Genomic DNA, 19,168 nt, shown 5'->3' on the forward strand with positions numbered 1-19,168 from the left:
CGCGCTACCGCAGGAACACCGCGCGACCAGACGAAAGCAGGACCTCATGCTCAGACCCTTCCTCCTGATCGGAGTCGGCGGCTCCGGCGGCAAGACCCTCCGCGGCATCAAGTACCAGCTCGAGCTGAAGCTCCAGCAGCTCGGCTGGGAGGGCGGCATCCCCGCCGCCTGGCGCTTCCTGCACTTCGACACCCCCACCGTCCAGGACGGCATGGAGTACCAGGCGCCGTTCCTGCCCCGGCAGGACTACCGCGGACTGGTCAGCACCGCCGCGACCTTCGACATCGTGCACGGCTCGATCACGAGCGCGCACGCGACCAACAACGCGATGCGCCACGACATCGAGCGCCAGCTGCCCGACCCGCGCCTGGTCAAGGTCGACGTGACCAAGGGCGCCGGCCAGTACCGCGCCGTCGGCCGCGCCGTCGCGCTCGCCGCCACCAAGGAGATCGCCCAGGCCGCGCGCCTCGCGATCGGGAAGATGAACGACGCCGAGTCGCTCGCCGAGCTGCAGACCCTCGGCCAGCGCCTGCGCGCCCGCGACGACGGCGGAGACGGCAGCCCGATCGTCATCGTGATCTCGTCGGTCGCCGGCGGCTCGGGAGCCGGCCAGTTCCTGGACATCATCGAGATCATCAAGTCGACCGCGAAGCAGTACCCGTGGTCGAACCAGTTCTTCAGCATGCTCTACGCGCCGGACGTCTTCGATCAGCTCTCGGTCACCGCCGGCATGCCGGGCAACGCGCTCGCCGCGATCTCCGAGACGATGAACGGCTTCTGGACCGACACCCCCTCCGCCGCGACCCTCGAGCTGCTGCGCACCAAGGGCGTCGCCCCCTCCTACGGCGCCGCGATGGACCGCGTCGGCGCCGCGTACCCCTTCATCGTCGGCCGCAGCAACAGCAAGGTCACCTTCGAGGACCAGAACGCCGTCTACGACGCCGTCGCCACCAGCCTCACCGCGTGGATGATCGACGAGCGCGTGCAGGACGACATGATCGCCTACTCGTCCGGCAACTGGCAGGCCCGCTCGGCCGCCAACGTGCTGCCCGACAACTCCGGACTGATGAGCCCGGCGCACCACTCGCCGCCGTTCTCCTCGATCGGCTTCGGCCGGGTCACCCTGGGCCGCGAGCGCTTCCTGGAGTACTCCGCCGAGCGCTTCGCCCGCTCCGCGATCGACCGGATGCTCTTCGCGCACGCCGAGGAGGACCCGCAGTTCGAGCGGATGACCGAGCGCGAGTACATCGAGAAGTCGGCCGACAGCGAGTACCAGCGCTTCCTCCGCGAGCTGCGCCTGAACGAGGAGACCGCCGAGCACAACGACGTCACCGACGCGCTGCGCGACCAGAGCACCCTCGACCTGATCAAGGCCGAGCTGCAGCGCGGCGCCGACGACGAGCTCGCCCGCCCCGAGTCGCTCGACCGCCAGGGCGGCACCGACATCACCACCTGGACCGACCGGCTCGTCAACGAGTTCACCCGGCACAGCCCGCGCCTGCTCCAGCGCGACCGCGAGGCCCGCCAGCGCCGCCTCGACGAGTGGACGCGCACGATGCCCGGCCACATCCTCGAGACCGTCTCGCGCTACGTCGCCCAGGACGGCCTGCCGGTGGTCACCGCGATGCTGCGCCGCCTCGAGCGCGGCCTCAAGGGCACCGTCGACGCGCTGCGCGTCGAGGCCCGCCAGCACGAGGAGTGGGTGGGCACGCTCAGCTCGCTCGTCTCGGACGAGCTGCGCACCTCGGCCAACCAGCAGTCGATCCGCCCCGACCAGGAGGCGGTCCAGTTCGCGATCCAGCGCCTCGGCCAGGCGCTCGAGTGGTCCTCCGAGGCGGCCCTCCGCGACTCCGCCTGGGCGCTGCTCGCCGAGCTGCGCGAGACGTTCCTCGGCCCGCTCGCCGACTACCTCGACGGCTCCCGCACCGCGCTGCTCCAGCGCGTGCACTCGCGGAAGACCAGCGACGACCGCGAGAACGCCTACGAGTTCTGGCCCCGCCGCGTCGACGAGACCGTCCCGCGCAAGTACTCGCCCGCGCCCAACGAGCGGATGCTCGTCGAGCCCGAGAAGTACCCGGCCGAGTTCCAGAAGCTCGTGCGCGCCTCCGTCGACGGCGACGCCAAGTACCAGGACGCCGTCCTGCGCGTCCTCGCCGACCAGCTCGTCGGCGTCAGCCCGGACAGCGAGTCGGACGCGGGCGCCTGGTCGCTCGTCGGCAACCCGCGCACCTGGAAGCCGACCGTCACCGCGGACCCGGCCGTCGCCAACCCGGCCCAGCGCGCCTCCTTCGAGCTCGCGACCGACCCCGAGGTCTACGTCGGCCGCGCCCGCGCCTGGATGAAGCGCGACGGCACGCCGTTCGCCGCCTACATCGGCGAGGACCTGCTCGGCTTCTTCGACTCCGAGGTGCTGCCGCCCGACGTCTTCGCTGCGCGCCGCGACCGCTACCGCGAGCAGCTCCAGGCCGCCCTCGGCGCGAGCGAGCCGCTGGTCAAGCTCAACCCGGCGCTGCTGCGCGCCGTGCACGGCAAGGCGATCAACGAGGACACCTCGCTGGTCTTCAGCTCGATCCCGTTCCGCGCCGGCACCGAGATGTACGAGGTGACCAAGGGCGTGCTCGGCCAGATGGGCGTCTGGGACGACGCGACCAGCGAGTCGTGGTTCCAGGACCAGAAGGTCGACGGCATCGAGGTCTTCGCGATGTCCGGCTTCCCCTACGAGCCCATCGTGATGGACTCCGTGATGGAGCCGATCGCCCGCGGCTGGCTCGCGCAGTCGAACACCCAGGACAGCCGCGAGGCGTTCTGGAAGTTCAAGCGCGCCCGCCTGCTCGGCGAGAGCATTCCGGCGGACCCGCGCGCGATCGAGTCGATGATCCGCGGCTGGTACGTCGCCAAGGCCCTCGGCCGCCTCGCCGTCGATGCCTCGCAGGGCGAGAAGGGCCCCAAGCTTTCCGTCTGGGACCCGTCGACCCGCGCGCTCGCCGACTTCCCGCACCCACTGCTGAGCGAGCGCAACGCCCGGCCCGCCGACTTCCCCGGCGTCGTGCTGCAGTCGCTCGCGATCGCGATGGCACTCTGCAACGTCGACGGCACGCTCGCGCCGCTCGCCGCCTACCGGGTCCTGATCTCGCTCGGCGGCAGCCGCGGCGAGGAGACCGAGCTGGCCGAGTGGCTGCAGACCGGCGCGCTGCCGACCGGTGCTCCGGTGCCGGAGCCGTCCCGCGCCGGCAGTGCCGACGGCGACCTCGCGTCGCGCCGCTCCGCCGTGCAGGCCTACCTGACCGCCGAGCTCGCCCGCTTCGACAGCGACATCGTGCAGCAGGACGACATGGTCTCGGTCTACGACTACCCGGTCACCTGGGAGATGCGCGAGCAGTTCCGCGAGGCGCTCCTCGGCCTGGTGTCGTCGGTCGTCTCGACCGGTCCGCGCGACTCCGGAGTCTGAGCGTGCCCCCGGAGACCCGCCCGGACGGCTACGGGCCCGCCGGCTTCTGGCCCGACGGCAAGGCGGCGATCGTCCTGCTGCCCAGCGGCGCGCAGGGCGAGACCCTGCTCGAGCTGGCGGCGCAGTGGACGAAGACCGGCCTGCTCGGCCAGGCCCTCTGGGTGCTGCCCGAGCACGTCAAGACCTCGCCCTACGCGCCGCCGCAGATCGAGGCCGTGGTGCTCGGTGTCGGCGCCGACCTCGAGTCGGTCGCGATCGCGGTCGACCTGTTCGAGGCGCTCGCGGAGGAGCCGCTCGCCCTCGTCCGCCTGGTCACCCTCCGCTCGGCCCTGCCCGAGCGCGAGACCGACGAGGCGCAGGACGCGGTCGCCGACCTCGTCAGCCGCTGGGTGCGCACCTCGATGCCGCTGCCGAATCCCTCCGCGACCCTCGCCGACCAGACCACGGAGCTGCGCCGGGTCACGCTCATCTGCGCGCCCACCGCGTTCCAGCTGCGCGAGCGGGTGGAGGCGCACGAGCACGGCTTCGTCGTCATCGCCTCGCCCGAGGACCGCTCGAGCCCGTGGTCCGGCGACGCCTTCGTCCGCGACGACGAGCGCTTCACCGGCTTCACGCTCACCCACCTGGCGAGCGTCGCCGGGCTGTGGAACGGCGTCACCGACGGCAGCGTCGAGCTGATGAGCCGCGAGTCCGACGGCGGCGACTCCGTCTGGATCTCGCGGGTGTTCCTCAACGCGGTGCTGACCGAGTCGCTCGGCCGCCGCGTGGCCGCCGGCGTGCTCGAGAACGCCGCCCGCCCGGACTCGCTGCTGATCGACCCCAGCGTCAGCCCGCCGCCGCCCGGCACCGCCTACATCGACGACGGCCAGATCGCCGGCTACGTCGAGAGCATGGTCGCGGGCGCGCTGCGCCTGGACGGCGGGGCGCTCACCTACGACTCCGCCGGCTCGCTCGACGTGCCGGAGCCCGAGAGGATCGGCTTCTGGGCGCAGATCGGCCGCTTCTTCGCCTTCTCGGCCGGGAAGCTCGTGCAGATCCCGCGCTGGGCCGTGCTCTGGATCACCTCGAGCGCGAACCGCTCGGTGACCCGCGCCCTGCACACGTCCGAGGGCTCGGCCGTGGTCGGCGCCGACTACGACGAGGTGCTGGACGTCCGCGACCGGCTCCTGGTCGCCGACCTCGAGCACCTCCGCGACGACGAGGGCCGCGCCCGCGCCGAGGCCGACGCGCCCGCCGCGATGGCGCACGTCCGCACGACGCCGCAGCTCTGGGCCGGCCTGCGCGAGCTGGTCTTCGGCGCGCTCGACGGCAGCGCCGACCTCCGCGACGCGGGCTTCGCGCCCGTCGAAGGGGCCGTGCCGGTGTTCGGCCGAGTGGGCGACGTGCTCGCGCTGCCGGACGACCCGTGGGTGTCGAGCGGCTACGACGTGCCGCCGGGGTTCCCGGAGAAGGTGGACTGGTACGCGCTGGCGCTCGCGGATCCGCGGGAGAGGCTGCAGAACTGGGTGTCGGCGTCGGAGGCGGCGGCCGCCGCGGCTGCCGCGCAGGTGCCGGTCGAGGCCGGTGCTGCTCCCGAGGCTGCTGAGGCGCCCGTTGCGCAGGAGCCCGAGGCCGGGTCTTCCGACTCCGCCGCGTTCGCGCCGCCCGCGCAGGAGACGCTCGTCGAGGGCGAGTCCGCCGAGCCGCGGACCGTCGTGCAGATCGAGGTCCCCGCGGAGGAGGCTCCCGAGCCCGTCGAGCCGCCCGTGTCGGCCTACGACGCCGAGGCGCGCCGCTCCGGACGCCTGCAGGCGCTCGGCGAGTACGACCTCTGGGCCGGCCGGCAGAGCTCCTCGTTCGTCTGGCGCTTCCTCGACCGGATCGGCGCCGAGCGCCGCCGCGCCGAGGACGAGGTCGCGTACCTCAAGGGCGAGATCGACGCGATCCGCCCGCAGCGCCCCGGCGAGCTGCTGGGCCTGCGCCGCGAGTTCCACCGCACGCTGCTCGTCGGCTGGGTCACCGTGCTGTCGCTCGCGATCGTGGTCGGCGTCGGCATCTGGTTCGTCAACGACTACGCCTCGCGGCAGGCCGACGGCACCTTCGATCCCGGGCTGATCACCTCGATCCTGCTCTGGGTGCTGGTGGGCCTGGCCGGTGCCGGGGTGCTGATCACGCTGATCTCGCTCGTCCGGTACCACGCCGGCTGGTCGCGCTTCGAGCGGCGGATCCAGCTCGAGCGCACCCGCCTCGCGCACTACGGCCGCAGCGCCCGCCGCGCCCGCGAGGAGGCCGCGCGCCTGCGCTCGGTCCACCGCCAGGCCGTCGAGTGGCTGGTGCTGCTGTCCAAGGCCGTGCACCGTCCGTGGCACGTGCCGCCCGTCTGGCTGCAGCACGAGACCTTCGACGTGGAGCGCGGCGCCATGCCGTTCGCCGTGCGCCTCGCGACCGTCAGCGGCGAGGAGACCGCGGCTGTGGCCCGCATGCGCGCCGCGATGACGTCCAAGCTCGTCCGCCGCGGCTGGCGGCACGAGGCCTTCGAGTCGCTTGTGCAGGAGATGGCCGCCGACTACGGCGCCGGTCAGGGCTTCGGCCTGTCGGCGCTCGATGAGGACCTCCCGCACTCGTCGAACCACACCCGGCGGATGCTGCTGCGCGCCCTCGACGACGAGTCGCTGCTCACCCGGATCGCCGCCCCGCGCCTGGCCGACATCGTCGCCTCCGTGCAGCGCGACGAGGAGGCGATCGCCCGCCCGCGGGTCCGCCCGATGGGCACGAATCCGCTGAACGCGCTGCGCCGCCCCGAGGACTTCGAGGGCGTCGAGCTCGACGTCCCGTGGGACGACTTCCTGCTCGACTCGCTGACCCGCGCCGACCCGATGACCCCGGTGAGCGCCACGGTGCTGACCGAGCTGCAGGTGGGCGAGCGCTACCACGAGCGCGTGACGAGCTTCCTCGTCGCGCCGTCGCGGCTGCAGGAGCGGCTGCGGTTCGACCCGTCGGCGCCCATCCACGTCGTGCCGTTCGAGGCGTCGACCGGGTCGCCGGTGGATCTGGTGTGGCGGGTGGATGTGGTCGGGCCGGTGCCGCGCGCGGCGATCCGGCTGTGGGACGGGGCGGTGCGGGCCTCTGCGCCCGACGTCCCGGCCGACGGCGACTCGGGGGTGTAGTCGGTGGTCGGCAGGCCGCCGCCGCCGCGACCCGGTGGGGTGCGGCGGGTGGGCGCTCCGGGGCTCTCGCGGGGTGCTGGGCGGCCGGGGGCTCCGGCCCGGTATCGGCGGGTGCGGCGGGCGCCGTGGTGGGTGTGGATCGTCGCCGCCGTCGGTGTGGCTGCGGTCGCGTTCGCGGTGGTGGGAGTGGGGGAGACGGTCGGGGCGCCGGGGGCGGGGTCTGCGTCCGGCGTCGCTGCTGGTCCTGCCTCGATCGCTCCTGCTTCGACCCCTTCCGCGACGGTCACTCCGTCCGCCGCTACCGCGACAGCTGCGCCGACCGCGTCCGCGTCCGTGCCCTCGTCACCGCCGGCGGACTCCGCCGACCCCGCCGCGCTCGCGCTGGCGACCCTCGCCGCGCTCCCCGTGGACGACGGCCGCGCCGATGTCCCCTACGACCGCGACCTCTTCGGCGAATCCTGGAAGGACGTCGACCGCAACGGCTGCGACACCCGAAACGACATCCTCGGCCGCGACCTGCTCGACCCGGTCTTCAAGCCCGGCACCCGCGACTGCAAGGTCCTCTCCGGCACCCTGGTCGACCCGTACGACGGCACCGCGGTGTCGTTCGTCTCCGGGAGCGACACGTCGCGGCTGGTGCAGATCGACCACGTCGTCGCCCTCGGCTGGGCCTGGCACCACGGCGCGTGGGCGTGGACGGACGAGCAGCGCCTGCTGTTCGCGAACGACCCGGCGAACCTCGTCGCCGCCAGGGACGACACGAACCAGTCCAAGAGCGACGCCGGCCCGGGGGAGTGGCTGCCGCCGGCCCCGGAGCTGCGCTGCGGATACGTGGAGCAGTTCGTGGGGGTGCTGGGGGCGTACGGGCTGGCGGTCGGGGCGAGGGACCGGGAGGCGGCGGAGGCGGTGCTGGCCGCGTGCTGACCCGCGCGGGGACTGCGCCGCCCGCGGAGCCTGCGCGCCGTGCTCGGCTAGCCTGAGCGGCACTATGGCCTTCGACTCGGACGCGGACTGGGATGACCCGGACCCGTTCGACCGGCCGGCTACCCGTAGGCGCCCCGCCCGCCGCCTCTCGGCCGGCGAGGACCGCGTCACCGCGATCCTCTTGCTCGTCTTCCTGCTCGTGCTCGGCGCGATCCTCTTCGTCCTCGTCCTGATCGAGAACCTGACCTTCGATGCGAACCGCCTGGACGGCGTCTCGGTCCTTGGCGAGACGATGTGGATCGTCCCCGGAGCAGTGGGCCTATCTGCCCTCGCGACGCTCGTCGCACTCTTCCGCCCCGACAGGTCCCACCGCATCTGGTGGATCCCGGTGGCCGGCGCGGCAGTCACGGTCGTTGCATTTCTCGTCGCGTCAGGAATCGTGGTCATCGCCAGGCGGTAAAAGTACTAGCGAAGGGAGACGCGAGCAAAGACACGAGCGTCTCTCGCTAGCTGTTCTTCTCGATGTTTCTACTCTCGGGCTATGCCCGCTCTCACTCCCGCTGATCTTTCCCTCGAGCTGGGAGTGTCTCAAAAGCGCATTCGCTCTGTTCTCCGAGAAAGCTTCGGCAATCTCGATCCCGACACCACCCGTTGGGCTCTCACTGACGAGCAGGCCGACCTCGTTCGGAGTCGGATTTCTCGTCGCGCTACGGGAACGCGGTTCACGCTCGTTCCCGGAGATCAGGTTCGAAGACGATCGGTGCATGCCGCGTACGGCGGTCAGCAGCAGGGCGGCATCTCCACGCCGAAATCGCTCGGCGAGATCCTGATCTTCACCGACCCAGCGAAGGGCGCCCGGTACGGGTACGACCGCTTCGAGGGCCTGCGCGAGGACGGTTCCTACTCGTACACGGGCGAGGGCCAGATCGGCCATCAGGTCTTTCTCCGCGGCAATCTTGCTCTTCGCGACGCCGCCGTCCAGAACCGCGTCATCCGGCTTTTCACGGTGCAGGGAACGAGCGTGACCTACATCGGAGCCTTCACGACGGGGACTCCGACCTACCGCTTCGAGACCATCCCCGACACCGAGGGGACGCTTCGGCAGGGCATCATCTTCACCCTTGTTCCGATCAGCGCCGACGTCTCGACGCTCCCTGCGTATGGCGGTCAGCCGGTGGCGTCGGCGGAGCTCTCCGAGTGGTCGGCCCCGGAATCCTCCGATGTTGTGATCGCGGGTGCGGACCTCAGCCCAATCGAGGAGCGGGTTGTCTCCCGCGTGGAATTCGAGCTACAGGCGGCCTTCGGCGAGTGGCTGGCGGAGAACGGAACTCCGCCGAGTCGGCTCACCCTTCCTGTCGGCTCCACACGGATTGAGCCTGACCTGTACGTGAAGTCCAGCGGCTGGATCGTCGAGGCCAAGAAGTCGACTGCTCGCGCCTATGTGCGCACTGCAATCGGCCAGGTTCTTGATTACGCCCACGTCGCCAATGGCCTCGGCTGGGCAGCTGTTCCCGTCATTCTGCTGCCGGGTCGTCCCGAGTCAGATCTCCTCGAACTGATCGGACGGCTCGGGATCATCACCGCGATCCGCACGGACGACGGCTTCGACCTCGTCGATCCCTAAGCCGTCAGGAGAGCGACGGCGGGCAGATCAGCGGGTGCCCATTCCAGCGGAGTGAGGTCAGAGCGAGTAGCCCACAGCATGGAGTCATGGTCGGTGCTAGACGTAGGAGTCTCCGAGGACAGCGTCGCCCAGAAGCACGACAGCCGGATCATGCGAGTAGAGCCTGCGGTGTCGTCGACGGTCAAGAGTTCGCCCACCTCGATCTCCACGCCGAGCTCCTCGCGAATTTCTCGAGCGAGCGCCTGCTCGTGCGTTTCGCCGGCCTCGACCTTGCCGCCCGGAAACTCCCACTTGCCGCCGGCGTCCTTCTCGGGTCGGCGGCGGCAGGCCAGGATCCGGCCGTCGCTTTCGATGACAGCGGCAACAACCTCGAGGACATCCACGATTCCATCATGGGGCACCCTCATAACGAAGGTTGAGGCGCGCTACCCGCCCACTTCTGCTGCCTTCCGAGGGCTGAGCCTCCGTTTCGACGCCGAGCCGCCCGGCATGCCGCGCCTCCGCCCGCACTTTGACGCCCCCGCCACCCCCGTGTTACGTTCGCTCTCGGACATGTGACTGGTCGTGCAGGCAGGATCCGACGAAACGCGTACGAAGCGTCGTCGGGTCCTTTTTTTGTGCCCGGACGCCTCCTGACGCGCCGATGACGGTGCGGGGACAGCGACGGGAAGCAAGAGCGACACGCAGCACAGCGCAGGGAAGCGCGCGTCCCCCACACACCCGAAGGAGTACCGATGAGTACCCAGGACAGCGCGAAGGCGATCCTCGAGCACGTCGGCGGCGCCGGCAACGTCTCGAAGCTGCAGCACTGCTCGACCCGCCTGCGCTTCGCGCTCGCGGACGACCAGAAGGCCGATGTCGACGCCCTCAAGGCGGTGCCCGGCGTGATCGGCGTCGTCATGGGGCCGCAGACGCAGGTCATCGTCGGCAACGGCGTCGCCGAGATGTACGCGGCGGTCGAGAAGCTGCGCGGCGGCACCGAGGCGACCACCCCGAAGGCCAAGCAGCCCCGCTCGCTCAAGCGGCTCGGCGCGACGGTCATGGACTTCGTCGTCAGCGTCTTCACGCCGATCATCCCGGCCATCGCCGGCGCCGGCATCTTCAAGTCGTTCCTCGTCCTCGCCTCCGCGGTGGGCTGGCTCGACCCGGCGTCCGACAACTTCAAGCTGCTGTCCGCCATCCCGGACGCGGTGTTCGGCTTCCTGCCGCTCCTCGTCGCCTACACGAGCGCCAAGAAGCTCGACGTGAACCGGCCGCTCGCCCTCGGACTCGTCGGGGTGCTCGTCTTCCCGGCCTTCACCACGCTGCTCAACCAGGAGGGCGGAGTCGCCCTCTTCGGCATCCCCGTCCCGGTGATCGCCTACAACGCGCAGGTGTTCCCGGCGATCCTCGCGGTCCTCCTCCTCTCGGTCGTCGAGCGCTTCTTCACGAAGCACTCGTGGGGTCCGATCCGCACCTTCTACGTGCCGCTGATGTGCCTCGTCATCGTCGCGCCGGCCACGATCTTCCTGCTCGGACCGCTCGGCTACTGGCTCGGCTCGATGCTCACCGGCGCCCTGATCGGCCTCTACGGCGCGCTCGGCTGGGTGGCCGTCGCCCTCCTCGCCGGCGTCCTGCCGCTGATCATCTCGGTCGGCATGCACAAGGCCTTCATCCCGCCGACCATCGCGACGATGGCCAGCGCGGGCAAGGACACCTTCTACCTCGCCTCCTCCCTCGCGCACAACGCGGCGGAAGCCGGCTCCAGCCTCGCGATCGCCCTGCGCACCAAGAGCGCGGCGCTGCGCGCGACCGCCTTCTCCGGCGGACTCTCCGCCCTCTTCGGCATCACCGAGCCCGCCCTCTACGGCGTCACCCTGCAGAACAAGCGCGCGCTGATCTCCGTGATCTCGGGCAGCGTCGTCGGCGGCGCCTACATCGGCGCCACCCAGGTCGCCGCGTTCGCGCTGGTCAGCCCGGGCGTCGCGAGCATCTCGATGTTCATCGACGGGCTCAACCCCTGGAACCTGCTCAACGCGGTCATCGGCTTGCTGATCTCCGTCGCCGTCTCGTTCGTCGTCTCCTTCATCATCTGGCGCGACGACGCCTCCGCCAGCGTCCAGGCCCTCGGCGACGTGGTCGCGAAGGACGCCGACGACGCGACCGCGCTGACCGCCCCGCTCAGCGGCGACGTCATCCCGCTCAGCGAGGTGAACGACCCCGTGTTCTCCGCCGGCGTCCTCGGCGAGGGCATCGCCATCCGCCCCACCGACGGCGTCGTCCGCTCGCCGTTCGCAGGCACGGTCATCGCCGTCCTCAGCTCCAAGCACGCCATCGGCCTGCGCCGCGACGACGGGGTCGAGGCGCTCATCCACGTCGGCCTCGACACCGTCCAGCTCGACGGCGCGCCCTTCGACGTGCACGTCGCCGTCGACGAGCACGTTGAGGCCGGGCAGCTGCTGCTCACCGCCGACCTCGCGGCCATCACCGCCGCCGGCTACGACACCACCACCCCGGTGCTGATCACCAACTCGGCCGAGTACACCGTGCTCATCGAGGCCGCCGACCGCGTGTCGGCGGGCGATGCGATCATCACCGTCACCCAGAAAGAGAAGGAGCTCGCCGATGGCGCTGCCTGAGGGATTCCGTTGGGGCGGCGCACTCGCCGCCAATCAGGTCGAGGGCGCGTGGCGCGAGGGCGGGCGCGGGCCGGCCGTCAGTGACGTCGCCTCCTACAAGCCGAAGGCCGACCCCAAGGAGTACGCGATCCACCATCAGAACACGGTGGCGAGCATCACCGCGGCGATGGCGGACGACGACACCGAGTACTACCCCAAGCGCCGCGGCATCGACTTCTACCATCGCTACCCGGGCGACCTGGCGCTCTTCGCGGAGATGGGCTTCACCACCCTCCGCGTCTCGATCGCCTGGACCCGGCTCTACCCGACGGGGGAGGAGGCGGAGCCGCTCGAGGAGGGCGTCGCCTACTACCTCGCGCTCTTCACCGAGATGCGGCGCCTGGGCATCGAGCCGCTGGTCACCCTCTCGCACTACGACCCGCCGCTCGCCCTGGCGCTCAAGCACAACGCCTGGGTCGAGCGCCGCACCATCGAGCTGTTCGAGCGCTTCGCCCGCACCTGCTTCGAGCGCTTCGGCCACCTGGTCGACATGTGGCTCTCGTTCAACGAGATCGACGGGATCATCCGCCACCCGTTCACCTCGGGCGGCATCATCGAGGAGACCGTCGAGGGCAGCGTCGAGCAGGCCTGCTACACGGCGCTGCACCACCAGTTCGTCGCGTCCGCCTCGGTCACGAAGACGTTGCACGAGCTCTGGCCCGAGGCGCGGATGGGCTGCATGCTCACGATGCTGACGACCTACCCGAACACCTGCCACCCCGACGACGTCGCGGCCACCCAGGCCAAGGAGCGGATGCTCTACCTCTGCACCGACGTCCAGGCTGGCGGCGCCTACCCGCGGCTCGCCCTGCGCGCGCTCGCTGCGCGCGGCGTCGAGATCCCGTTCGAGGAGGGGGACGCCGAGCTGCTGCGCGAGCACCCCGTCGACTTCATCTCGTTCAGCTACTACATGTCGATGACGGAGTCGGTGCGCCCGGACGCCGAGCGCACCCCCGGCAACACGGTGCTCGGGGTGAAGAACCCGTTCCTGGAGTCGAGCGAGTGGGGCTGGCAGATCGACCCGGTCGGCCTGCGCATCTCGCTGATCGACCTCTACGACCGCTACGGCAAGCCGCTGTTCATCGTGGAGAACGGGCTCGGGATGCGGGACGAGCTCGTCGCACCGGACAATGAGGGGGAGGATCCCCGCATCCACGACCCCTATCGGATCGACTACTTCCGCGCGCACTTCGAGCAGATGATCCAGGCGGTGGACGAGGGTGTGGAGCTCCTCGGCTACGTGAGCTGGGCGCCGATCGACCTGATCAGCGCCTCCAGCTCGCAGATCTCGAAGCGCTACGGGTTCGTCTACGTCGACATGGACGACCTCGGCCACGGCAGCACGAACCGGTACCGGAAGGACTCCTTCTACTGGTACCAGCGGGTCATCGCGTCCAACGGCGCCGACCTGGGATGACCCTCCTCGCTCCACCCGCTTGCCGGGCCGCGCAGACGCCGTCGACGGAGACACGCATGCAGACCATCAAGAAGGTGCTCAACTCGAGCGTCGTGCTCGTCGTCGACGAGCGCGGCGCCGAGCGGGTGCTGCTCGGCAAGGGGATCGGCTTCGGCGCGAAGGCGGGCGAGGTGATCGAGGCGTCCGCGGTGGACCAGGTGTTCGTCGCGCTCGACGACGCCGACCAGCGGAACCTCGTCGAGCTGCTCGCGCAGATCCCGCCGGAGTTCGTCGAGCTGACCCGCGCGGTCGTCGCCGATGCGGAGGAGCAGGGGCTGAAGCTCGACCCGCACGTGTACCTCGCGCTGACCGACCATCTGCACTTCGCGGTGGAGCGGCAGCGGCGCGGGCTCGCGGTCGCGAACCGGCTGGCCTGGGAGATGCGCTCGGTGTACCCGGTGCAGTACGCGGTGGGGGAGCGGGCGGTCGCGGCGATGCGGTCGCGGCTCGGAGTGGACGTGCCGGACGACGAGGCGGCGAACGTGGCGTTCCACCTCGCCAACGCCGAGCTGGGCAAGGTCGGCATCGACTCGCTGCGGATCGTGCAGCTGATCCGCTCGGTGACCGCGATCATCCAGCACACGAGCGGGGCGGCGCTGGACCGCGAGGACCTGCGCTCGGCCCGCTTCGTGGCGCACCTGCAGTACTTCGCCGAGCGGTTCTTCTCGGGCGGGCTGCTGGTCAGCTCGGACGACTTCCTCTTCACGAGCCTCAGCACGCGGTATCCGCGGGCCGTCGCGTCGGCGGAGCGGGTCCGCGCGTTCGTGCGAGCGGAGTACGGTGCGGAGCTGCCGAACGAGGAGGTGGCGTTCCTGGCGCTGCACATCGCGCGGGCGGCGCCGGAGTAGTTCGCGCTCGCGTCCCATCCATCACTACGGAGAGAGCACCATGACCCGCGGCACCGTCCACTTCGTCCGGCACGCCCAGACGCTGTTCAACGTCAACGGCCAGCTGCAGGGCTGGTGCGACTCGCCGCTGACCGCGCGAGGCGAGCGGCAGATCGCGGCGCTCGGGGAGCGGATGCGCGGGGTGCCGCTGGTCGCGGCGTTCCTGAGCGACCTGACCCGGACGCGGACCACGGCCGCGGCGGCGCTCGTAGGCCATCCGTCGATCGAGCCGGTGCCGACGACGACGCTGCGGGAGTGGCACTTCGGCGGCTTCGAGGGGCAGCCGAACGCGTCGCTCTGGGAGCCGGTCTTCGCCGACCACGGCTACTCCTACGTGCCGGCCTCGGCGGACTGGCCGCGGATGACCGACGCGGGCCTGGACAGCGTGATCGACGCGATCCACCGGCACGACCCCTCCGGTCGCGCGGACACGGCCGCCTCGGTGCGGGAGCGGGTGGAGGCGGCGCTCGCGCTGATCCTGCCGGCCGCCGAGCACGGCGACGTGCTCGTCGTCACCCACGGCACGGTGCTCGGCAGCCTCCTGCGCGCCATCGACCCCGCGCACCGTCCGCGCGCGGGCTTCCCGAACTGCGGCATCGTCCCGGTGACCGACGGCGTGATCGGCCCGATCGACGCGAGCTGCGCGGTCGACTGACGGGCTGCGGGGCGGGCGCCTGCGGCCGGCGGTGCTGACGGGGCGGGTCTCGATACGCCGCCTGCGCCGGCTACTCGACCAGCATGATGGCGCCTGCGGCGGCTACTCGACCAGCATGCTCGGCGGGCGCCCCCTTCATGCTGATCGAGTAGCGCGCGCAGCGCGCGTATCGAGATCCACCCACCGCAGGCACGCCGGCCGCCGAGGCGTCCCGCTCCCGTCGAGGCGTCCCGCTGTACAGGGACGTCTCGACCGTTCGGGGACGCCTCGGCAGGGAGGCCCGGTCACCCCTTCAGCGGGTCGTTGCCCCAGTTCATCAGCGAGTAGCGCCACTTCGTCTCCGTGACGTCGCCGGGGGGCCGCTGCTTCGAGTGCCGGGCGACGTACGCGGTGACCTTCCTCATGTGCGCGTAGTCGTCCTCGCTGAGGTCGGCCTGCGTGGTGCCGAGGATGTCGATGATCCGGCGCCCGCTGTGGTGGCCGACGGACTCGCCGCCGCTCGCCGGCTTCTGGCCGACCTCCTTCGACTCGTCCTTCTCGAGCCAGGACTCGATCTCCTTCGCCGTCATGTTCACGGCGTCGTGGAAGTCGTCGCGGATCCCGCGCTTCTCGTCGTCGGTCGTGTCGTCGCTCATCGTGCTCGCTCCTCGGGTCGGTACCGCTCCACTCGAGCGCGCCGCAGGCGAGAGGTCAAGCCCCGTGTCATTCGCAGGCACGCGCGTACCGTCAGGAGCCAGCCACCCTCAGACGACCCCGCACAGGAAGAGGCCCCCATGCCCTCACGCAACACGCTCGTCCGCAGCCTCCACGACCTCGGCGCCGCCGCCTGGTTCGGCGGTTCCCTGATGGGCGCCGTCGGCCTGAACGGCGCCGCGTCCACCTCCTCCGACCCGTCCGAGCGCCTGCGCCTCGCCGCGAACGGGTGGGCCCGCTGGACCCCCGTGCAGCTCGCGGCGATCGCCGCCCACGGCGTCGGCGGCATCGGCCTGATCCTCGCCAACAAGACCCGCCTCGCGAACCAGCAGGAGAGCCGCACCAACACGGTCGTGAAGACGATCGTGACCGGTCTCGCGGGCGCCGCCTCCGTCACCGCCGCGATCGCCGGCGCGACCCAGGCCAAGCACGCCGACGAGGGCGCGAAGGGCGTCACCGAGGCGTCGTCGAGCAACTCCGACGAGCTGACCACGGCGCTCCGCGTCCAGAAGGTCACCCAGTGGGCGATCCCGGTGCTGACCGCGGTCATCATCATCCTCGGCGCCCAGCAGGGCGAGCAGCAGCGCCCGGTGAAGGGCCTCTTCGAGACGACCGCCCGGATGTTCCGCAAGTAGCCGTCCGCGTCGGCGCGGGGTCAGTCCAGGCGACTCGCCTCCGCGCCGACGTGCCAGCCCTCGTCCTTCACCCAGCTGAACCCGAGCGCGCACTGGTGCGGGACGACCCCCGGCTGCGGCACCGTGTGCAGGGAGACGCTGAACGGCGTCGGCACGATCGCGTCGTAGATCGTCACGACCGGATCGGTCCCGACCAAGTCTGAGCAGAACCGCGTGATCGTCGCCCGCTGCTCCGCCGTGTCGGCCGGCACGAGCTCGGCGATCGCCGCGTCGTCGTCGAGCACGGGCAGCAGCCGATCGACCAGCACCCGGCCGTCGCCCTCCGGCGGCACCGTGCCCGCCGTCGGGTCGCCCCAGTCGCTGAGCGCGAGCGCCACGAGCCCGGCGGGAATCGCGACCAGCACGGCGACTACGCCGCCGATCACGAGGGCGCGGTGCCGGGGGCGTCTCGATGTCCCGGTCCTGGTCGCCGCTTCGGGCCGTTCGTTCACGTTCGGAGGCTAGGCCCTCGCCTGCCCGCGAGCGTGCAGTTCACGGCGTCACACGGCGAAACGCCCCGTCATCGGGGGTAGTGGGCTTCGCTCGCGAGCGTCCGGGCAGCACCCTGGATGCACGCGGGATCCGGTGCGTGAACACCGGCTCCCGCCGCCATCGCGGCGTGCCCGAGAGGCCAGGGAGCGGTCTGCAACACCGCTGACGCGGGTTCGAATCCCGCCGTCGCGTCGATGCGGTCGTCGACGTCCTCGAAAGTGTCGAGGCAGCCGCTGACTTAATCACCAACGACACATGCGCAGCGCGCTCCTACTGCGGGGTCGCGATGCAGACGGCCGAGCCGAAGGCGCCGGTGCCGGTCTCCTCGGCGAGGATCTCGCCGTCGAGGGTGATGCGGCAGGTGATGTCGCCCTCGTCGTCGGCGCCGTTCGTCGCAGTGACGGAGAACGCCTGGAAGGCGGTGCTGTCGACCTGCAGCTCCTTGGTGAAGGGGAGGGGCTGAGCGGCGGCCTGCTCGACGCCGGAGTTCGCGCCGTCGAGGGTGGAGTAGACGATCGACGTGCTCGTGCCCGCTCCGGTGACCTCGTAGACGAGGGTCTGGGGAGTGCCGGACGTCGCCGAGGCCTGCGCGGTCGCGATCGCGTTCGAGATGCCGCTCGCGAAGCCGGCGGTGTAGACGATCGCCAGGATGATCGCGAGCACGATCGCCAGGGCGTTGAGGATCACGCCGGCGATGGCCGTCCCCTTCTTCCTGCCCTTGAGGAACAGCGCGATGACGCCGAGCACGAGACCGACGAAGGCGACGAAGCCGGAGACGTAGTTGACGATCGGGATCACGGCTCCGACGAGCGCGACGATGCCGATGATCAGCGAGGCGAGTCCGAGGCCGTTGCCGGTCTTCGGGGGCTGCGGGCCGGTGCCGGGGGTGGGCTCGGGATACGCGGCGGGGTTGTAGGCGGTCATGCCGCGAGTATCGCAGCAGCGCGGTTGACCGTCCTATCTCTACATAGGTAGCCTCGGCGCATGACTCCGCTCAGCCGCATGACCGCCGCGACCGCGGACGTGCTCCGCGCGCTCCTCGACGCCTCCGGGCCGACCTGGGGGATGCTCGTCATCAAGGGCACGGGGCGTCCGGCGGGCAGTGTGTACCCGATCCTGGAGCGGCTCGAGGGGGCCGGCTGGGTGTCGTCGGCGTGGGAGGCGGACACCGAGCGCAGCGGTCCGCGGCGCCGGCTGTACGAGCTGACGAGCGAGGGGGCGGAGGGAGCGGCGAGCGCCCTGGCGCGGTTCGAGGCGGTCGCCGCCCGGCCGGTCCGGCTCTCCGGGGCGGAGGCCCGCGCGTGATCGACCTGCTGCTGCGACTCCTGGCCCTTCTGCTCCCGCCGCTCGCCCGCGAGCGCTACCTCGAGGAGTGGCGGGCCGACGTCGTGGGCGCGGACGAGGCGGGGCTGCGGCGCCGCGACGTCGTGCTCGGCGCACTCGTGCTGAGCGCCACCCTCGACCGCGGGCTGCCGGTGCACTCGGGGGAGCCGCGGTTCCTCCGGCCGCGACGGCTGGCGCGGCGCGGGCTCGGGCTGCTCACGGCGGCCGCGGTGATCCTGATCGGCGGGTACCTGACAGGTGGCGGGGTCGTGCCGGAGGGGGTCTCCGCGGGGGTGCTCACGGTGATGCAGGCGACGGGCCGGGCGCTGATCGGGCTGGCGCTCGTCGTCGGGCTGGTCGGCGCCGCGCACATGGCGGGGGCCGCGCGGGCCGCCGAGACCCGGACGGCGCGGGTGTCGCTGCTCGCGGCGATCGCGGGGCCGGCGATGGTGGCGGGCGGCGTGCTGGTGCCGGGGGCGCCGTGGTGGCTGCCGCTCCTGGGCTTCCTGGTGTCGAGCGCGGGGCTGGCGACCGGTGTCGCGGTGATCGGCGGGACGCGGCCGATCGCGTGGGAGCACCGGACCGCGTCGCGGGCGCGGCGGGTGCCGATCGCGCTGGGCGGGGCGGCGCTGGTCGTCGCTGTGGTCGTGGTCGGCGGGGTCGACCTGCTGGTCTGGAACCCGCTCACCAAGGTGCCGGGCACCGATCTCGCCACGATCTACCGGCTGCTGGCCGAGCGCGACGGGTTCTCGATCACGGGGACGCTCGTCGCGACCGCGATCTGGGCGGCCTTCTGGACGGTGCCCGCGCTGTTCGTGGCGGCGCTCGCCGTGCACCGCGCGGGCGACGCCCTCACGCCGCGGCGGCTCGTGAGCGTGATGCTCTCGCTGGTCGGCGCAGCGATCTTCTTCCGCTTCTTCACGGGCTTCGGCATCGGGATGTCGATCGCCGACTCGTTCGCGACCAGCGGCGGTGACGCGTCGGTCGTGTCCGCGGTGCTGCCGTGGATCGGGCAGCTCTCGTTCGCCGTCGCGGCGATCGCCGTCGGCTGGGCGCCGCGGGTGCGGATCCAGCCGGTCGCGGTGGCCGCTTGAGAGTGCGGGGCTGCTGACTCGACTTCTGGCGGTGGTGGATCTCGATACGCCCGCTGCGCGGGCTACTCGATCAGCATGGGCCGCCGGCCGCTTGC

At 71.4% G+C, this 19,168-nt stretch carries 16 protein-coding genes and 1 tRNA gene; 13 read left to right on the top strand and 4 right to left on the bottom strand.

Annotated features, from left to right (window positions below; translation table 11 throughout):
* The first annotated feature begins 46 nt into the window (after positions 1–46).
* From EDF36_RS09175 to EDF36_RS09195, 5 genes are all read left to right on the top strand, one after another.
* Positions 47–3,448: a tubulin-like doman-containing protein gene (locus EDF36_RS09175; protein ID WP_123732752.1), complete on the top strand. Its 3,402-nt coding sequence runs from the start codon at positions 47–49 to the stop codon at positions 3,446–3,448.
* 2 nt (positions 3,449–3,450) lie between these two features.
* A complete protein-coding gene (locus EDF36_RS09180) occupies positions 3,451–6,594 on the top strand; it encodes a hypothetical protein (RefSeq protein WP_123732753.1) in 3,144 nt (1,047 codons plus the stop codon).
* Positions 6,595–6,927: 333 nt separating this feature from the next.
* Positions 6,928–7,518 (top strand): HNH endonuclease family protein, encoded by a 591-nt coding sequence (locus EDF36_RS09185; RefSeq protein ID WP_221181630.1) that lies wholly within the window; start codon positions 6,928–6,930, stop codon positions 7,516–7,518.
* A gap of 64 nt (positions 7,519–7,582) precedes the next feature.
* Positions 7,583–7,978: a hypothetical protein gene (locus EDF36_RS09190; RefSeq protein ID WP_123732755.1), complete on the top strand. Its 396-nt coding sequence runs from the start codon at positions 7,583–7,585 to the stop codon at positions 7,976–7,978.
* An 81-nt stretch (positions 7,979–8,059) separates the two neighbouring features.
* On the top strand, positions 8,060–9,142 hold the full coding sequence (locus EDF36_RS09195) for a hypothetical protein (RefSeq protein WP_123732756.1): 1,083 nt from the start codon (positions 8,060–8,062) through the stop codon (positions 9,140–9,142).
* Here EDF36_RS09195 and EDF36_RS09200 read toward each other — a convergent pair.
* On the bottom strand, positions 9,139–9,525 hold the full coding sequence (locus EDF36_RS09200) for a (deoxy)nucleoside triphosphate pyrophosphohydrolase (protein WP_260300642.1): 387 nt from the start codon (positions 9,523–9,525) through the stop codon (positions 9,139–9,141). The genes EDF36_RS09195 and EDF36_RS09200 overlap by 4 nt on opposite strands.
* Before the next feature lie 351 nt (positions 9,526–9,876).
* On the opposite strand from EDF36_RS09200, the gene EDF36_RS09205 reads away from it, so the two are divergent.
* From EDF36_RS09205 to EDF36_RS09220, 4 genes are read left to right on the top strand one after another with little or no spacing between them, the layout of a single operon-like run.
* Complete coding sequence (locus EDF36_RS09205; protein WP_123732757.1) at positions 9,877–11,760, top strand: beta-glucoside-specific PTS transporter subunit IIABC; 1,884 nt, start codon at positions 9,877–9,879, stop codon at positions 11,758–11,760.
* Positions 11,747–13,216 carry a glycoside hydrolase family 1 protein gene (locus EDF36_RS09210; protein ID WP_123732758.1) on the top strand — a complete coding sequence of 490 codons (1,470 nt, stop codon included), beginning with the start codon at positions 11,747–11,749 and terminating at the stop codon, positions 13,214–13,216. The genes EDF36_RS09205 and EDF36_RS09210 overlap by 14 nt, the downstream gene beginning before the upstream one ends.
* A gap of 56 nt (positions 13,217–13,272) precedes the next feature.
* Positions 13,273–14,103 (top strand): PRD domain-containing protein, encoded by an 831-nt coding sequence (locus tag EDF36_RS09215; protein ID WP_123732759.1) that lies wholly within the window; start codon positions 13,273–13,275, stop codon positions 14,101–14,103.
* A 40-nt stretch (positions 14,104–14,143) separates the two neighbouring features.
* The gene (locus tag EDF36_RS09220) at positions 14,144–14,797 is read left to right on the top strand and encodes a histidine phosphatase family protein (protein WP_123732760.1); all 654 of its coding nucleotides are present in this window, start codon (positions 14,144–14,146) and stop codon (positions 14,795–14,797) included.
* A 284-nt stretch (positions 14,798–15,081) separates the two neighbouring features.
* On the opposite strand, the gene EDF36_RS09225 is transcribed toward EDF36_RS09220, so the two are convergent.
* Entirely contained in the window at positions 15,082–15,432 is a 351-nt protein-coding gene (locus EDF36_RS09225) for a DUF3140 domain-containing protein (protein WP_123732761.1), read from the bottom strand.
* A 138-nt stretch (positions 15,433–15,570) separates the two neighbouring features.
* On the opposite strand from EDF36_RS09225, the gene EDF36_RS09230 reads away from it, so the two are divergent.
* The gene (locus tag EDF36_RS09230) at positions 15,571–16,125 is read left to right on the top strand and encodes a hypothetical protein (RefSeq protein WP_123732762.1); all 555 of its coding nucleotides are present in this window, start codon (positions 15,571–15,573) and stop codon (positions 16,123–16,125) included.
* 20 nt (positions 16,126–16,145) lie between these two features.
* On the opposite strand, the gene EDF36_RS09235 is transcribed toward EDF36_RS09230, so the two are convergent.
* A complete protein-coding gene (locus EDF36_RS09235; protein WP_148060009.1) occupies positions 16,146–16,616 on the bottom strand; it encodes a hypothetical protein in 471 nt (156 codons plus the stop codon).
* A gap of 161 nt (positions 16,617–16,777) precedes the next feature.
* Here EDF36_RS09235 and EDF36_RS09240 point away from each other — a divergent pair.
* A tRNA-Cys gene (locus EDF36_RS09240) sits at positions 16,778–16,848 on the top strand.
* Positions 16,849–16,926: 78 nt separating this feature from the next.
* Here EDF36_RS09240 and EDF36_RS09245 read toward each other — a convergent pair.
* Entirely contained in the window at positions 16,927–17,580 is a 654-nt protein-coding gene (locus EDF36_RS09245; RefSeq protein WP_123732764.1) for an MmpS family transport accessory protein, read from the bottom strand.
* A gap of 60 nt (positions 17,581–17,640) precedes the next feature.
* Here EDF36_RS09245 and EDF36_RS09250 point away from each other — a divergent pair, with 60 nt between their 5' ends.
* Together EDF36_RS09250 and EDF36_RS09255 are read left to right on the top strand one after the other, a co-directional pair.
* Positions 17,641–17,961 (top strand): PadR family transcriptional regulator, encoded by a 321-nt coding sequence (locus tag EDF36_RS09250; RefSeq protein WP_123732765.1) that lies wholly within the window; start codon positions 17,641–17,643, stop codon positions 17,959–17,961.
* Positions 17,958–19,073: a hypothetical protein gene (locus tag EDF36_RS09255; RefSeq protein ID WP_123732766.1), complete on the top strand. Its 1,116-nt coding sequence runs from the start codon at positions 17,958–17,960 to the stop codon at positions 19,071–19,073. The genes EDF36_RS09250 and EDF36_RS09255 overlap by 4 nt, the downstream gene beginning before the upstream one ends.
* Positions 19,074–19,168: the final 95 nt, after the last annotated feature.

This window comes from Rathayibacter sp. PhB152 (assembly GCF_003751395.1).
In the GTDB taxonomy this organism is placed as follows: domain Bacteria; phylum Actinomycetota; class Actinomycetes; order Actinomycetales; family Microbacteriaceae; genus Rathayibacter; species Rathayibacter festucae.

What these genes read in the sequence shown, in the direction of transcription:
- EDF36_RS09245 (WP_123732764.1), bottom strand. Translation starts at nt 17,580, where the DNA reads ATGACCGCCTACAACCCCGCCGCGTATCCCGAGCCCACCCCCGGCACC.
- EDF36_RS09190 (WP_123732755.1), top strand. Translation starts at nt 7,583, where the DNA reads ATGGCCTTCGACTCGGACGCGGACTGGGATGACCCGGACCCGTTCGAC.
- EDF36_RS09195 (WP_123732756.1), top strand. Translation starts at nt 8,060, where the DNA reads ATGCCCGCTCTCACTCCCGCTGATCTTTCCCTCGAGCTGGGAGTGTCT.
- EDF36_RS09250 (WP_123732765.1), top strand. Translation starts at nt 17,641, where the DNA reads ATGACTCCGCTCAGCCGCATGACCGCCGCGACCGCGGACGTGCTCCGC.
- EDF36_RS09215 (WP_123732759.1), top strand. Translation starts at nt 13,273, where the DNA reads ATGCAGACCATCAAGAAGGTGCTCAACTCGAGCGTCGTGCTCGTCGTC.
- EDF36_RS09230 (WP_123732762.1), top strand. Translation starts at nt 15,571, where the DNA reads ATGCCCTCACGCAACACGCTCGTCCGCAGCCTCCACGACCTCGGCGCC.
- EDF36_RS09205 (WP_123732757.1), top strand. Translation starts at nt 9,877, where the DNA reads ATGAGTACCCAGGACAGCGCGAAGGCGATCCTCGAGCACGTCGGCGGC.
- EDF36_RS09210 (WP_123732758.1), top strand. Translation starts at nt 11,747, where the DNA reads ATGGCGCTGCCTGAGGGATTCCGTTGGGGCGGCGCACTCGCCGCCAAT.
- EDF36_RS09225 (WP_123732761.1), bottom strand. Translation starts at nt 15,432, where the DNA reads ATGAGCGACGACACGACCGACGACGAGAAGCGCGGGATCCGCGACGAC.
- EDF36_RS09175 (WP_123732752.1), top strand. Translation starts at nt 47, where the DNA reads ATGCTCAGACCCTTCCTCCTGATCGGAGTCGGCGGCTCCGGCGGCAAG.
- EDF36_RS09220 (WP_123732760.1), top strand. Translation starts at nt 14,144, where the DNA reads ATGACCCGCGGCACCGTCCACTTCGTCCGGCACGCCCAGACGCTGTTC.